Annotated in this window: 15 protein-coding genes; 8 read left to right on the plus strand and 7 right to left on the minus strand. The window is 49.4% G+C overall.

Going from position 1 to position 13,777, the window contains the following annotated elements:
• Nucleotides 1–29 precede the first annotated feature (29 nt).
• From IPL17_RS24465 to IPL17_RS24485, 5 genes are all read left to right on the plus strand, one after another.
• Nucleotides 30–614, plus strand: coding sequence for a zinc ribbon domain-containing protein (locus tag IPL17_RS24465; RefSeq protein WP_345309706.1), 585 nt, complete (start codon nucleotides 30–32; stop codon nucleotides 612–614).
• Nucleotides 615–713: 99 nt separating this feature from the next.
• Nucleotides 714–1,532, plus strand: coding sequence for an FHA domain-containing protein (locus IPL17_RS24470; protein ID WP_345309707.1), 819 nt, complete (start codon nucleotides 714–716; stop codon nucleotides 1,530–1,532).
• The gene (locus tag IPL17_RS24475) at nucleotides 1,529–2,002 is read left to right on the plus strand and encodes an FHA domain-containing protein (protein WP_345309708.1); all 474 of its coding nucleotides are present in this window, start codon (nucleotides 1,529–1,531) and stop codon (nucleotides 2,000–2,002) included. Before IPL17_RS24470 ends, IPL17_RS24475 begins: the two co-directional genes overlap by 4 nt.
• Nucleotides 1,995–2,861, plus strand: a complete 867-nt coding sequence (gene mtnP, locus IPL17_RS24480) for an S-methyl-5'-thioadenosine phosphorylase (protein ID WP_345309709.1) — start codon at nucleotides 1,995–1,997, stop codon at nucleotides 2,859–2,861. Before IPL17_RS24475 ends, mtnP begins: the two co-directional genes overlap by 8 nt.
• 42 nt (nucleotides 2,862–2,903) lie before the next feature.
• Nucleotides 2,904–5,324 (plus strand): FtsW/RodA/SpoVE family cell cycle protein, encoded by a 2,421-nt coding sequence (locus IPL17_RS24485; RefSeq protein WP_345309710.1) that lies wholly within the window; start codon nucleotides 2,904–2,906, stop codon nucleotides 5,322–5,324.
• Nucleotides 5,325–5,392: 68 nt separating this feature from the next.
• Here IPL17_RS24485 and IPL17_RS24490 read toward each other — a convergent pair whose 3' ends face one another.
• The 4 genes from IPL17_RS24490 to IPL17_RS24505 all read right to left on the minus strand — a co-directional run bounded on the left by IPL17_RS24490 (nucleotide 5,393) and on the right by IPL17_RS24505 (nucleotide 7,521).
• Nucleotides 5,393–5,806, minus strand: coding sequence for a ferredoxin family protein (locus IPL17_RS24490; protein ID WP_345309711.1), 414 nt, complete (start codon nucleotides 5,804–5,806; stop codon nucleotides 5,393–5,395).
• 114 nt (nucleotides 5,807–5,920) lie between these two features.
• Entirely contained in the window at nucleotides 5,921–6,349 is a 429-nt protein-coding gene (locus IPL17_RS24495) for a PAS domain S-box protein (RefSeq protein ID WP_345309712.1), read from the minus strand.
• Nucleotides 6,350–6,499: 150 nt separating this feature from the next.
• Nucleotides 6,500–7,105 (minus strand): superoxide dismutase, encoded by a 606-nt coding sequence (locus IPL17_RS24500; RefSeq protein WP_345309713.1) that lies wholly within the window; start codon nucleotides 7,103–7,105, stop codon nucleotides 6,500–6,502.
• A gap of 182 nt (nucleotides 7,106–7,287) precedes the next feature.
• Nucleotides 7,288–7,521 (minus strand): DUF2267 domain-containing protein, encoded by a 234-nt coding sequence (locus IPL17_RS24505; protein WP_345309714.1) that lies wholly within the window; start codon nucleotides 7,519–7,521, stop codon nucleotides 7,288–7,290.
• 103 nt (nucleotides 7,522–7,624) lie between these two features.
• Here IPL17_RS24505 and IPL17_RS24510 point away from each other — a divergent pair, with 103 nt between their 5' ends.
• From IPL17_RS24510 to IPL17_RS24520, 3 genes are read left to right on the plus strand one after another with little or no spacing between them, the layout of a single operon-like run.
• Nucleotides 7,625–8,551: a DMT family transporter gene (locus IPL17_RS24510; RefSeq protein WP_345309715.1), complete on the plus strand. Its 927-nt coding sequence runs from the start codon at nucleotides 7,625–7,627 to the stop codon at nucleotides 8,549–8,551.
• Nucleotides 8,552–8,558: 7 nt separating this feature from the next.
• Nucleotides 8,559–9,536 carry a gluconokinase, GntK/IdnK-type gene (locus IPL17_RS24515; RefSeq protein WP_345309716.1) on the plus strand — a complete coding sequence of 326 codons (978 nt, stop codon included), beginning with the start codon at nucleotides 8,559–8,561 and terminating at the stop codon, nucleotides 9,534–9,536.
• 15 nt (nucleotides 9,537–9,551) lie between these two features.
• On the plus strand, nucleotides 9,552–9,821 hold the full coding sequence (locus IPL17_RS24520) for a DUF3601 domain-containing protein (protein WP_345309717.1): 270 nt from the start codon (nucleotides 9,552–9,554) through the stop codon (nucleotides 9,819–9,821).
• A gap of 35 nt (nucleotides 9,822–9,856) precedes the next feature.
• Here the strand turns inward: IPL17_RS24520 and IPL17_RS24525 are convergent, their stop codons facing one another.
• The 3 genes from IPL17_RS24525 to IPL17_RS24535 form a co-directional block, all read right to left on the minus strand.
• Nucleotides 9,857–10,669, minus strand: coding sequence for an LCP family protein (locus tag IPL17_RS24525; protein ID WP_345309718.1), 813 nt, complete (start codon nucleotides 10,667–10,669; stop codon nucleotides 9,857–9,859).
• A 143-nt stretch (nucleotides 10,670–10,812) separates the two neighbouring features.
• A complete protein-coding gene (gene malQ / locus IPL17_RS24530) occupies nucleotides 10,813–12,318 on the minus strand; it encodes a 4-alpha-glucanotransferase (protein ID WP_345309719.1) in 1,506 nt (501 codons plus the stop codon).
• Entirely contained in the window at nucleotides 12,315–13,736 is a 1,422-nt protein-coding gene (locus IPL17_RS24535) for a glycogen/starch synthase (protein WP_345309720.1), read from the minus strand. The genes malQ and IPL17_RS24535 overlap by 4 nt, the downstream gene beginning before the upstream one ends.
• Nucleotides 13,737–13,777 lie beyond the last annotated feature (41 nt).

Consider the following 13,777-nt stretch of genomic DNA (forward strand, 5'->3'; position numbering starts at 1 on the left):
GAATCGCAAAGGCGATTATAATCTATCTCATGGAACGAAAAATTTACCACGGAAAGATCAGCCCGGTGGATATCGCAGAAGCGTTGCTTGGCGAATTCAATCGCGGCAATCTGCGCGCTCAAACACTTGGCAGAAGTGACAAGATGGTCGTGCAGGTCGGCACACGTCCAGGCGCGGAATCGGGCGGTCAAACCGCAATGACCGTCAGCATTCAAAAGATGGAAGATGGCGTGATCGTTGAAGTAGGTCAACAAGCCTGGCTTGGGGTTGCGGCGAGTTTGGGGATGAGCGCGCTTTCTGCCTTGCGCAATCCTTTTAGCCTGCTAGGCAGGCTGGACGATATCGCCCAGGATATTGAAAATCTTCAGATCAACGACCGCATTTGGAATGTGATCGGCAAAGCCGTTCAGACAGCCGGTGTCTCGACGGAATTATCGGATAAACTCAAACGGCTGACTTGTGAGTACTGCCACGCTGCCAACCCTGTCGGCGAAGCGTCATGCGTGGCGTGCGGTGCCCCGCTCGGCAGAGTCCAACCCAAAACCTGCAAGCAATGCGGGTACGTGGTGCGGGCGGGCGACAAGACATGTCCGAACTGTAAACAGCCCACTTAAATTTGAGAACCGGCTGAATATTCAGCCGGTTCTTTATATCACGACCGAAGTCTTGCAGAAATACCTGCCTCCTTCTATAATGACAATTAATGGTGCAAAATGAATCTGAAAGAATTTGAAGCCCGCTTGCAATCACTTGTTGAAGTAGATCTTTTGAATGTGCTGCCCGGTAGAAAACTGGACGATGTGATCGTCCAAAAGCTGGCAGCGGCAATTCACATTAACAACATTACAATGGAAGACGGCGCCATCCTGGCGCCTAATGTGTATACACTGGTCATGCATCCGGAAACCTCGGCTAAATGGGAGGACCCGCAATTGCTTTCGATCCTCATGCACTCCATCACCACGGTGGCTCAGGAAGCTGGGTTTAAGTTTACGATATCTCCCACCATCACCATTTCAACAGATGAAAAAATCTCAATTAATGACGCAGAGATCGTGGCGTCGCACCGGATAGAATCCATGGCAGAAACAAATGCAATTCCTCTTGACACAAATAATCTGGGTCTTAAAAATGCTCTGCCTGAAAACGCTTTTTTGATCGTTGAAGGGGTGAAAGTTTTCCCGCTAAACCTGCCTGTGGTTAATATTGGCCGCAGACTCGACAACCAATTGATCATTGATGACCCGCGCGTTTCGCGCAATCATGCCCAGCTCAGGGCGATCAAGGGCCGGTTCGTGGTATTTGACCTGAACTCGACCGGGGGAACTTTTGTAAATGGACAGCGCGCCAATCAGAGCGTGCTCTACCCCGGGGACGTCATCTCGCTCGCGGGGGTTGCGCTCATCTTCGGGCAGGATAACCCGCCTCCGCAGCCGGAGTTGAAAAATACAGCGCCTCTGCAAAGCGTTGTTGCCGATCACGCAACTGTATCGTTCAAAGACCGCGCCACAGCGAAAATCAAGAGAAAATGAGCGGTTCAATTGTTTTAGCCTTACGGCTGATCATTGCCATCGCGCTCTATGGTTTTTTGGGATGGGCGCTGGTATTTCTATGGCGGGAAGTGCAGAAACAAAGTATCGCGCTGGCGATCCGTCGGGTTCCCGGTATCAGCCTCACGGTTCGTCACGGAAGCGATGCTCCGATCCTTAAATATTTTGCGCAGCCTGATATTACACTTGGGCGCGATCCAGGTTGTGACATCCCCCTGATGGACGACACAGTATCAACCCGTCACGCAAAATTGGCCTATCATCATGGGCAGTGGTGGCTGGAAGATCTCGCATCGATGAACGGAACCGCATTGAACGGAACGATAGTAAATATGCCCACGGTGATCACATCCGGGGATGAAATTGCATGCGGCTCCACAAGTTTGGTTGTGACCCTTTCAGTGAATGTATTGATAGAACCTACTCAAAGACTGGAAAAAAAGAATGAATGAAAAAGTTTCAATTGCGATCATCGGCGGTTCGGGGCTGTATCACATGCCCGGATTGGAAGATGCAAAAGAATACAATATAGACACTCCATTTGGAAGACCCAGCGCTCCCATCATCGTTGGCACTTTGGAAGGAACACGCATAGCCTTTCTTGCCCGGCATGGCAGCGGGCATCATCTCACCCCGACTGAAGTTCCCTACCGTGCAAACATTTTCGCTTTGAAATCACTCGGCGTGGAACGGATTGTCAGTATCAGCGCCTGCGGCTCCTTGCGCGAGGAATATGCGCCCGGCCATATCGTTATTCCTGAAAATATTTTTGACTTCACAAAAGACCGCATTCGCACGTTCTTTGGCGATGGACTGGTGGCTCATGTCGGGGTTGCGGATCCGTTCTGTTCAGATTTATCAGACCAGGTGGAATCAGCGGTTCGCAAGACAGGCGCGGTCACTCATCGAGGAGGTTCGTTCATCACAATTGAAGGCCCGCGTTTTTCCACCAGGGCGGAATCGAACACTTTTCGGGCATGGGGCATGTCCATTGTTGGAATGACAGCCTCTCCAGAGGCATTCCTGGCGCGTGAAGCGGAGTTGTGCTATGCGACCATGGCGCATGTTACAGACTATGATGTCTGGCACGAAAGCGAAGCGCCCGTCAGCGTTGAGATGGTCATTCAAACACTCAATAAAAACACCCGGATCGCGCAGGACGCCATCCATAATTTAGTGCGCGGATTAAAACCCGTAAGCGCCTGTCAATGTGGACATGCGCTCGCATCAGCACTCATTACCGACCGCAAAGTTGTCCCCCAGGAGACTCTTGAAAAACTTGACCTGTTGATTGGTAAATATTTCAAGTAAATGCGATTGGATAGCGCAACATACCCGTGTAATCTATGAATCATGAATAACGCAACTCAAAGCCGCCTTTTGCAATGGGCGAGCTTTTTCCTCTTCATCCAATCCGCCATCCTAACCCTGGCCCCCGCTGTGCGTGAACGCACATGGGATGTAGACTATAGATTGTCACATTGGCTGGGATTTTTTGTCTGGATCGTACTGATGGCCCTCGCGCACCGCGCAACCATCAAACAATTACCAGAGCGGGATCCTTATCTCCTGCCGGCGGCTGCGCTCCTGAGCGGTTGGGGGGTGCTCACCATCTGGCGGCTGGATGAAGTCTTCGGATTACGCCAGATGATCTGGCTTACCATCAGTATCCTGGTATTTATATTCGCTTTATATCTCCCTCAAAACCTCATCTACCTGAGACGCTACAAATATGTTCTGCTGGGCGGCGGATTATTTATTACCGCGCTCACACTGCTTTTTGGCACAAATCCGCTGGGGATCGGTCCGCATTTATGGCTGGGCTGCTGCGGGGTTTATTTTCAACCTTCCGAACCGCTCAAGCTGTTATTGGTCATTTATCTTTCTGCGTATCTCGCAGACCGTGTTAGCATTCGATTATCTTCTCTGCCGCTGCTGGTGCCGACACTGGTGGTCACAGGCATCTCGCTTTTGCTTTTGGTTGTCCAGCGCGACCTCGGCACCGCATCCATTTTTGTTTTCATCTTCGCCATTATTATTTTCCTCGCCACAGGCAAGCGCCGCATTTTATTAAGCACGATGCTTTTCCTAACGCTCGCGCTCGTGCTTGGGTATTTTTTCATTGACATCATCCGCATCCGCGTGGATGGATGGATCAATCCCTGGAGCGACCCATCAGGCACTTCGTATCAGATCGTACAATCCATTCTCGCGGTTGCCAATGGAGGCACGATCGGGCGCGGCCTGGGGCTTGGGAGCCCGTTGCTGGTACCGGTTGCGATCTCTGATTTTATTTTTGCCGCGATTGCAGAAGAGTCAGGGCTGGTCGGAACGTTGGGCTTGCTCGTCACAATATGGCTGATCCTTGCGCGGGGCTTAATAGCTTCCCTGCGCGCCGCAGACAGATTTCGCCGCTACCTGGCGGCCGGCATTGTGACCTATTTTGGTATTCAAAGCTTGTTGATTATTGGCGGCAACTTACGCTTGCTGCCGCTCACAGGCGTAACGTTACCATTTGTGTCGTATGGCGGCTCCTCGCTATTAACCTCTTATATCGCATTGTTCATTTTGCTGGTCATCAGCAATTTGGTCGACGCTGAGCCAGCTCCGTTGGAAAACCCAAAACCATACACGACCCTGGCAAGCATTCTGGCCATCGGATTGGCCGCTGTTGCGCTATCCAGCGCATGGTGGGCCATCGTCCGTAGCCCGGACCTGCTCAGCCGCACAGATAATGCCCGCCGCTCCATCGCTGACCGCTATGTTCAGCGCGGTGAATTAATGGATCGTAACAATCAACCCATCAATATTACTGAAGGAAGCAGCGGTACGTACGAGCGCGTATACCTTTATCCAGACCTGGCACCAATAACTGGCTATACGCATTCTGTTTTTGGGCAGGCCGGATTGGAAGCGGCATTAGACAATTATTTACGCGGCCTGCAGGGAAATCCGTCCAGCCTGATCTGGCGTGATCATTTACTTTATGGCACACCGCCGCCCGGATTGGATATCCGCTTGAGCATCGATCTTGCGCTGCAAACACAAGCTGATCTGCTGCTTGGCAGCCACACCGGCGCGATTATTTTAATGAATGCAGACACTGGCGAAATACTGGTCATGGCTTCTCATCCCACGTATGATCCAAACAAGCTCGATGATTTGGGAGATTCCCTTTCACAAGATCCTGCCGCCCCATTGGTAAATCGCGCCACGCAAGGCCTGTATCCAATGGGCACGGCGTTACTTCCGCTTGTGCGGGCTGAGTTTGGACTGCGCCAGCCAACCGAGGCTGAATTAAAAAAATATTACCAAAAACTTGGTTTTTATAAAATCCCGGAATTAAATATGCCGGCGGCGTATGATGTGGAGAACAACTCAACAGAAAATCTGCGAATCAGTCCCATACAAGCAAGTCTTGCGGCGGCCGCATTGAGCAATCATGGGATAATGCCCTTTGCTCGTATTGCCATGGCGGTTGACACGCCCGAGCAGGGTTGGGTGGTGTTATCAGCGGAGAACAAATCGGTTGAGGTGGTCCAACCCAAGACGGCAGATGAAACGTCTCTGGCTTTCATCGTGGAAGGCAAGCCTTATTGGAGTCGTGCCAGCAAGGCAAGCGCAGATGGCACAACCATCACATGGCTGACAGCCGGCACCATTCCGGATTGGGGCGGAACACCATTGGTATTGATCGTTACATTGGAAGAGAATAATATTTCTCTGGCAGAGAATATCAAAAATAAACTGCTTGATGCGGCGTTGAATCAATAAGTAACATTCACAGCATGAATCAAAAAGTGGCCAGGCTTTTGCGCCTGGCCACTTTTATAAAATACGAGTTACGAACCTTGATCGCTATCCTTGGCTGCGTACCCGGGTCCGCTCTTGAAGAAAGCGTAATTGGGTTTAATATCCGGAGTCAGGTCAACAACTTCACCGGCTGCCAGTTGTTTTGTGGAATCAAGCACAACCGCTTTGCCGTGATGATTGGTGGCCTCGTAATGACCGGTAAGGCCGACATTGCTGATGTATTCGCCGCCTTTGGCGGTGTATCCGGCAGGGACCTCGTCTTCGGGGAAAATCGCCGCAAACGGGCACTCAGGCACACAAGCGCCGCAATCAATGCAGGTGTCGGGATCAATATACATCCACGGCCATTCAGCTACAGGCTGGCCGGGGACAATACACTCGACGGGACAGACTTCGATGCAACCGCGGTCACGAACGCATAAACTGGTGATAATGTGAGTCATTGTTTTTTGCTCCTAGTTGGAATGAAATTCATTTTGGAATTAACTAATTATATCTTCCTTTATGTTCGTGGCAAGGGTAAGTTTATTTTTTCACGAAGGGATTTTTTTGCGATCTCACTGCGGGCGTACCCACATCACTTTTTCCAACGGTTTATGATTGGTAATGTCATGAATCGTTGAGAACAATAATTGCTTTCCGTATAAAAAGATCGGGGAGGAATAAACTTCTACAATTCGCTCATCACCATTGGATAGCCTGTGAGGAAAAATAAAATAATTTCGCTCCTCATGCAACGCCCTTTGGCGCTCCATAGTTATTTGTTCAGGCGACATGGTGTTGATCTCATTAATTGACATACTGCATAATTTGACCTTTGCATATCCATAAAATTCCATTGCGGCTTGATTTGCATCGACAATTTCCCCGCTCTCAGGATCGATCAGCAGCATGACCTCCTTATTTTCATCAAACATGGCGTGAAATACCTGCACATCAGGAGCGGGTATATTGCTCTCTTCCGGGATATTTTCTTCTGAAGTCATTAAATTTTTCCTGTCATTTGAGTCGAGAAATTGCGACCATATCCATTATAAGTCCCGGGAACGGATCATGGGTAAATTCAAAAGAGTCCATGCTGATGAGGCATGGACTCTTTTGATAAATGAACTTTTATTGGATTGACTTTTTTTGTATTATTTTGCAGCGTATCGAGCAGCGACCGCATCCCAATTGATCACATTCCAGAATGCTGTGATGTATTCAGGCCGGCGGTTCTGATATTTCAAATAATAAGCATGTTCCCAAACATCAATCCCAAGAATGGGGGTAAATCCTTCCGAGAGCGGATTGTCTTGATTCGCGGTCGAGACCACAGCCAAACCGCTGCCTTTTTTGACGAGCCAGGCCCAACCAGAACCGAAGCGGGTAGTGGCGGCCTTTTCAAATTCGGCCTTGAAAGAATCAAAAGAAGTAAAGGAAGAATCGATCGCACTCGCCAATTCTCCTTTGGGAGCACCGCCGGCATTCGGTCCCATCACCTCCCAGAACAGGTTGTGATTGAATGTGCCGCCGCCATGATTGCGGACAACCATGCGGACACCTTCAGGGACTGCGTTCAAATCACCCAGTAAAGATTCTAGTGATTTACCGGCAAGCTCGGGTGTTTTCTCAATTGCGCCGTTCAAGTTGGTTACATATGTGTTGTGATGCTTGGTGTGATGGATCTCCATGGTGCGCGCATCAATATGCGGCTCCAGAGCGTCGTAAGCATAAGCAAGTTTTGGAAGTTCAAAAGCCATTTTATTCTCTCCTTGGTGGTAACAGTTTTTCGAATAACCCGATTTTACCTTGTACCTGGAATAGCCGCAAGAATTTGGATAATTATTATACAAATATCTTATAAATCAACACATCTACCTGAATAAAAAGTAGAGCGATCATCAGTCGCTCTACTTTTGCAGTCGTTTTAACCGATCAAAGGTTACTTCTTCCCGCCCAGCAAACCACCAAGCAGACCTGCGGCATCATCAAGACCAATCCCATCGCTGAGGTCAACATTACCTGCAAGGATGGCATCCAATTGACCTGCAACCGTGGGAGGTAATTTTTGCTTAAGGAAATTTAAAACCACATCCACAGCCTGCCCTGCTTTATCCTTGGGAATACCAACTTTTTTTACAACTAATTCTGCAATTTCAGTTTTGATGTTGGACATTTTCAGTTCTCCTCTAAGTGATTATTTTGCAACTATACTAGCACAGCTTATAACAGATGACAAGTTTCATTGCGCGCGCCATTTGAGGTACACTCTGGCCATTATGGATCAACGCACACGTTTCATGCTCCCATTCGCGATCATTATCGCCGTGTTGGCTGTGTCCACTGCGAGCATTTTTATTCGATTTGCGCAAAGTGACGGCGCGCCGTCGCTTGTGATTGCCGCCCTAAGACTGGGCTTTGCAACGGTCCTGCTTGCGCCGATCGCTTTGACAAAACATCTCGAGGAAATAAAGCGCTTCACCCTTAATGAGATCATGCTCGGTGTTTTCTCGGGCATTTTTCTGGCTGTACACTTCGCCACGTGGATATCTTCGCTTGAGTACACCAGCGTGGCCAGTTCGGTGGTGTTCGTGAGCACAGGACCGCTCTGGGTGGCATTACTCTCACCGCTCCTATTGAAGGAACATCTCGCGCAGACAGCGATCATCGGGCTGGGATTGTCGCTTGCGGGCGGAACAATTATCGGGCTGTCGGATGCGTGTGTTTGGAATGCAGGCATATCCTGCCCCGCGTTTGCAGATGTGCTGCAGGGACGCGCAATGTGGGGTAACTTCCTTGCGCTTCTGGGGGCGTGGACAGTGACAGGCTACCTGATCATCGGCAGAAAATTACGCACACGCATATCGCTTATCCCGTATATTTTTATGGTGTATGGTATGGCCGCACTCGTGTTGATCGCGCTCATGTTCATTACCGGAAATTCAGCGTTGGGGTATGAGTCAAAAACTTATGGCTGGATCTTTCTTCTTGCGGCTTTACCGCAGTTAGTCGGGCACTCCACCTACAATTGGGCGTTGAAATACCTCCCCGCTGCGCTGGTTGCAGTAATGACCCTTGGCGAACCGATCGGCTCAGCGGTGCTCGCGTTTTTTATTCTGAGCGAATCGCCGTCCCCCGCCACACTGCTTGGCGGAGTCTTTATTCTGGCAGGCATTTACCTTGCCTCTCAACGCACAGGCGGCTAATTCTTTTATGAACGGCAAATCTCAAGTCATAATTATCATGGGCGTGGCAGGTTCAGGGAAGACAACGATCGGTTCATTACTGGCACAAAAGCTGGGTTGGGATTTTTACGATGCCGACGAATTTCATTCAGAAGCGAATCGATCAAAGATGGCGCATAATATTCCATTAACGGACGAAGACCGTCAGGAATGGTTATCCGCATTACAGAATTTGATCGTGCTAAATATTCAAACGGGAAATTCAATTGTATTGTCTTGCTCTGCATTGAAGGAAGCCTATCGGAATTTTCTTAACCGACAATCGGGTGATCAGGTAAGGTTCGTCTACCTGCGGGGAACATACCCCCAGATCAAACATCGCTTACAGCAGCGCGCAGGCCACTTCATGTCTGCCGCAATGCTGGCGAGTCAATTTGATATACTCGAAGAACCACGGAATGCGCTAACCATTGACATAGAACTCACACCGCAAGAGATCATTTCCATCATCTGCAAAGGACTGCCCATGAAACTCCCATCCCATGAATATCTCGATAAATTAAATATCCCCTACGAATCCCGCAGCTTTTCACCTGATACCGAAAAAGGCGCCTCTAATGTGGCGCATGTGCTGGGCTTTTCTGAACGACAGGCTGTCAAGACCCTCATTTTTCAAGTGGATACAGGCGAACGCGTGCTGGTCATGCTTGGCGGAGATCAAAATGCGGTCTCAGGAAATTTGAAGAAGGCGATCGGGTCGCGCAATATTCAGATGGCAGCGCCTGAAGTGGTAAAGGAGACAACAGGCTACATTATCGGGTCGATCCCGGCCTTTGGCTGGCAGTCGCCAAACTTCAGGTCATTTCTTGAAGCGAGTCTTCTCAATGAACCCATCCTCGGTACGGGCGGAGGTCAATGGGGGGAAGAGATCATGATCACACCAGAGAATTTGGTAAAAGCCAGCAATGCGATCGTAGTGAATTTAACTGTGAAAGAGAACCAATAAATCCATCTGAAAAAAATGTCTACAGCAAAACAAAGATTCACCGCGGCAGATCTTATACGGGGACAAAACTATATTGTTAAGACTTCATTCGAAGATTATGATGGTGCCATTCATCACATCGGGGAACAATGGCGTTTTATCGAAAAAGATTTCCTGCCCTATGACGATGGGCTTTCTTTATTTGTCGAAATGAATGAGCAAAAGGTCCAGATCCGCCTGCAATGGCGGGATGAAACTCAAGGAAAAATCATTAATAATTTTTCAAATTATGTGCAAGAAACATAAACTTACCCTGGCCAACCCGTTTGCACTTGCTGAAATTATCTCCCAAACATCTCATCCATCAATTGATTGATCTCACCCCAATTGGGTCCCAGGACCTGCGCCCCACCCGAGGTTGTAAACGGAACTACCATCTCGGGGGTAATCGTGCGGCTATCTATTCCAAACAAAGGCGCTCTCGCCAAAACAAATAGCAGGCGCGGCCATTGCCAGAGCGGGATGTTCGTATCAACAACCTTTGCCAGTGACAGGACAAATTGCGGGAATTTCGGCCATGAGGATGGCTCAAATCCTTTATTCAGAATGGCAAGCAAAAGGATCTGAGTGCGCTGCATGCGTGAAAAATCACTGCTGCCGGCGCGGTCACGGGCAAAGGCCAATGCCTCTATCCCGCTCAAAGAATGTTCACCGGCCGGGTATCCTCCGCTCGGGGAATCAAGTTGAATATTCACGCCGCCAAAAATATCTATTGCAGCCACAATTCCAGTCATGTGAATAATTGCATAGTTGGGAACGGTCACGCCAAAGTTTTCCCGTATGGTCTCGGTGGCAGCATCGCCGCCTGTTCCTGATTGATCCGCTTCGGCAAAGAAATAGGCAGTGTTAATGCGCTGCTCGCCGACATTCGGGATCGTTACCCACAAGTCGCGCGGAATGGACAACATGCCTATATACGGCTTGAGTGGAACAATGGTGGTCAGGATGATCGTATCTGTCCTGCCCAAAGACCCGCGCTCAGGGGAATCATCAGTTCCGAGTAAAAGAATATTTGTCCGAAATGGACCAAGAAAATAGAGGGAAAGTATTAACAGGACAAACCAAAACACCTTCCAGCTGCGGCTAAATTTCACGATTGAAGTCTTCGCCTTTGGCTGCAAAGGCATTGACTGATAACTATCTAACGACCTTGTAGGTTGAGTCTCTTCCATTATTTTCTTTCAAATACCATAAAACAAAACGGGACTGCCGAAAACAGTCCCGTTGTTTTTCCAAATTAGCGGCTGAACAACCAGTTCAGCTCGCGAAGCCTGCCAGCCAGGTCATCGTGCAGGTCGCTTTCGGTAATTCGCCACGACCAATTCCCGCCCAGGCGCGACGGGAAATTCATACGTGCTTCTCCTCCGCAATTCAACAGGTCCTGCATGGGCGTGATCGCAATATCAGCAACAGAACTCCAAACAGCACGAATAAGATCCCAGGCAAAGTCACTGCCGTCAATTCGCAAATAACGCTGTGCAAACTCACGTTCATGCGGCTCGGCAGCATTGAACCATCCGCGCGCAGTATCATTATCATGAGTGCCTGTATAAGCCACGCAGTTCGTAACGTAATTATGAGGCAGGAAGGGGTTATCGGGTCCCGAAAAACCAAACTGTAGAACTTTCATGCCCGGCAGGTTGAACGCTTCAAGCAGCTCGATCACATCCGGGGTGACCAACCCCAGGTCTTCCGCGATTATTGGCAAACCAGTTCCAGTGGTGACCAGCCCATCGCCAAGAAATTTATCAACCGCGCGGAAAAGGTCTTTGCCGGGGCCTTTGACCCAACGACCTGCTTCAGCTGTCATATGGCTGGCGGGGATTTCATAATATCCAGCAAATCCACGGAAATGGTCGAAGCGCAGGATATCAAAAATATTCAGAGAGGACGCCACACGAGACAACCACCAGGCGTAGCCATCCTTTTTATGTTCCTTCCAGTTGTAAAGCGGGTTGCCCCATCGTTGTCCTGTCGCAGAAAACCCATCCGGCGGGACGCCCGCCACGACTGTTGGGTTTCCATGTTTATCCAGGAAGAACAGATCGGGATGTGCCCACACATCTGAAGAATCATAGGCAACAAAAATTGGAATATCGCCGACGACCTGAATACCGCGCTCATTCGCATATGCGCGAAGCTTGTTCCACTGTCGGAAAAATATGAATTGATAGAAAGCATAACGCATTACGCTTTCCGAAAGTTCAGTTTGAGCCTTGCGTAAGGCGGTCTTCTTGCGGGAGCGCAATGGCTCGGGCCAACCTCCCCACGCGCCGCCGCCATATGATTCTTTGAGTGCCATAAAAAGTGTGTAGTCATCCAGCCAGGACGCGTTCTCGGCACAGAAATAATCAAATTCTGAGCGCAGGTGCTCGGGATGGGCGCGGTAGTTGGAAAAAGCTTTTTGTAGAAGATCAAGCTTGCGGGGTATCATCAAACCAAAATCCACATAAGATGCGGGAAGGTCTTTCATCGCATCCAGATCGGCTTGGGAAAGTAGGCCGTCAGCAAGCAAGGCATCGGGGCTGATCAAATATGGATTACCGGCAAATGCTGAAAAACATTGATACGGAGAATCACCGTATCCGGTAGGGCCAAGCGGAAGCATCTGCCATAGTTTGCAATTAGTTGAGGCGAGCCAGTCGACAAAACGAAACGCCTGCGGACCAAGATCGCCAATACCGTACGACGAGGGCAGGCTGGATGGATGAAGGAGGATTCCAGAGGAGCGTTTAAAGGTCATGATTTAATAATGGATTGATAGAGTTGGAGATATTTTTTCGCAGAATTTTCCCAGGAAAAATCCTGAGCCATGCCAGCTCGCTGCATAATTCCCCATTTTTCGCGATCAGAATAAACTTTTAACGCGGATTTGACAGCCGCCAACAAGGACAGGTGATGCGCTTTTTGAAAAACAAAACCCGTTTCGCCATGCTGGACGGTATCGTTCAAACCACCCGCCGCACGCACAATGGGCACACAACCGTATCTCATCGCGATCATTTGTGAAAGGCCGCATGGCTCATAGCGGGACGGCATAAGCAGCATGTCCGAACCAGCATAGATCTGGCGCGCGAGTCCCGCATCATAGCGCGTTTCAACCTTGACTCGCTCAGGATACATTGCTTGCAGATCCAAGGCGGCTTCTTCAAGTTTTGGATCCCCGGTCCCCAAAATAACAGCCTGCCACTTAATATTCTTCATGCTTTTAAGCGCTGTCAAAGCAAGGTCAACACCTTTTTGAACGTCCATACGTGTGACCATGGCCAGCAATGGGATTTCAGGGTCTACAGGTAAACCCAACCTGCTCTGAAGTGTGCCTTTATTTGGTGCGCGTTTCTCAAGAGAGGTGCTATCAAAATTAACACCAAGAGCCATATCTTCAGCCGGATTAAAAGAAACAGTATCCAATCCGTTCAATATACCGCTCACGGTTTCACGGCGGGATTGGAAAAAATCATTCAAACCGCAGCCATATTCAGGCTGCATTATTTCATTTCCATAGGTTGGAGAAACCGCCACGATCGCATCAGAAGCCCATAAGCCCAAAGGCAGCGGCATGACGCGCGCCCAATCAGGCAGGTCAGTTTGAGCCAGCTGCAAACCGTAGCTTTCAATGATCGAACTTGAGTCCGGACCCATAAAGGGAAGATTATGCAATGTGAGCACAGAAGCAACGTGACGCTCGCCCCCTTCCCATCGTTTGGTCAATGAACCATAAACGCTTATGGCGGTATGCCAATCATTCGCATGGATCACATCAGGCTGCCAGTTGATCTGTCTCGGAAGCTCGAGCGCGGCCAGCGAAAAGAAAATATATTTTTCAGCGTCCAGTTTTGCATTGGAAGAATAGACCGAGCCATTGGCGCTGATCGGTTCCCCGCCGATAAAATAAACGGGCATGCCGTTCAAGATAGCCTCAGACGCTTCGATCTGGATCTCAGAATCGCCGCGCTTTATCGAGAACATTCCCAGCGGTTTAAGATCCGCTTTCACGGCTGGATGATGCGGGATGACCAGACGGACATCCAATTTGATATCATCATTGGAAATGGAACGTAAAGCACGAGGCAGGGTGCCCGCCACGTCTCCCAGCCCGCCCACCTTAATGAAAGGCTCTGCTTCTGCCGCAAGAAATAGTACATTGATGGTTTTTGGCATAGTTTATCTTCACTTATCATGAGACCCTAAAGGTAGTTTTG

It is taken from the genome of Candidatus Villigracilis saccharophilus, assembly GCF_016711665.1.

Coding starts and splice junctions, on each gene's coding strand:
- IPL17_RS24465 (WP_345309706.1), top strand. CDS start 30: ATGGAACGAAAAATTTACCACGGAAAGATCAGCCCGGTGGATATCGCA.
- IPL17_RS24470 (WP_345309707.1), top strand. CDS start 714: ATGAATCTGAAAGAATTTGAAGCCCGCTTGCAATCACTTGTTGAAGTA.
- IPL17_RS24475 (WP_345309708.1), top strand. CDS start 1,529: ATGAGCGGTTCAATTGTTTTAGCCTTACGGCTGATCATTGCCATCGCG.
- mtnP (WP_345309709.1), top strand. CDS start 1,995: ATGAATGAAAAAGTTTCAATTGCGATCATCGGCGGTTCGGGGCTGTAT.
- IPL17_RS24485 (WP_345309710.1), top strand. CDS start 2,904: ATGAATAACGCAACTCAAAGCCGCCTTTTGCAATGGGCGAGCTTTTTC.
- IPL17_RS24490 (WP_345309711.1), bottom strand. CDS start 5,806: ATGACTCACATTATCACCAGTTTATGCGTTCGTGACCGCGGTTGCATC.
- IPL17_RS24495 (WP_345309712.1), bottom strand. CDS start 6,349: ATGACTTCAGAAGAAAATATCCCGGAAGAGAGCAATATACCCGCTCCT.
- IPL17_RS24500 (WP_345309713.1), bottom strand. CDS start 7,105: ATGGCTTTTGAACTTCCAAAACTTGCTTATGCTTACGACGCTCTGGAG.
- IPL17_RS24505 (WP_345309714.1), bottom strand. CDS start 7,521: ATGTCCAACATCAAAACTGAAATTGCAGAATTAGTTGTAAAAAAAGTT.
- IPL17_RS24510 (WP_345309715.1), top strand. CDS start 7,625: ATGGATCAACGCACACGTTTCATGCTCCCATTCGCGATCATTATCGCC.
- IPL17_RS24515 (WP_345309716.1), top strand. CDS start 8,559: ATGAACGGCAAATCTCAAGTCATAATTATCATGGGCGTGGCAGGTTCA.
- IPL17_RS24520 (WP_345309717.1), top strand. CDS start 9,552: ATGTCTACAGCAAAACAAAGATTCACCGCGGCAGATCTTATACGGGGA.
- malQ (WP_345309719.1), bottom strand. CDS start 12,318: ATGACCTTTAAACGCTCCTCTGGAATCCTCCTTCATCCATCCAGCCTG.
- IPL17_RS24535 (WP_345309720.1), bottom strand. CDS start 13,736: ATGCCAAAAACCATCAATGTACTATTTCTTGCGGCAGAAGCAGAGCCT.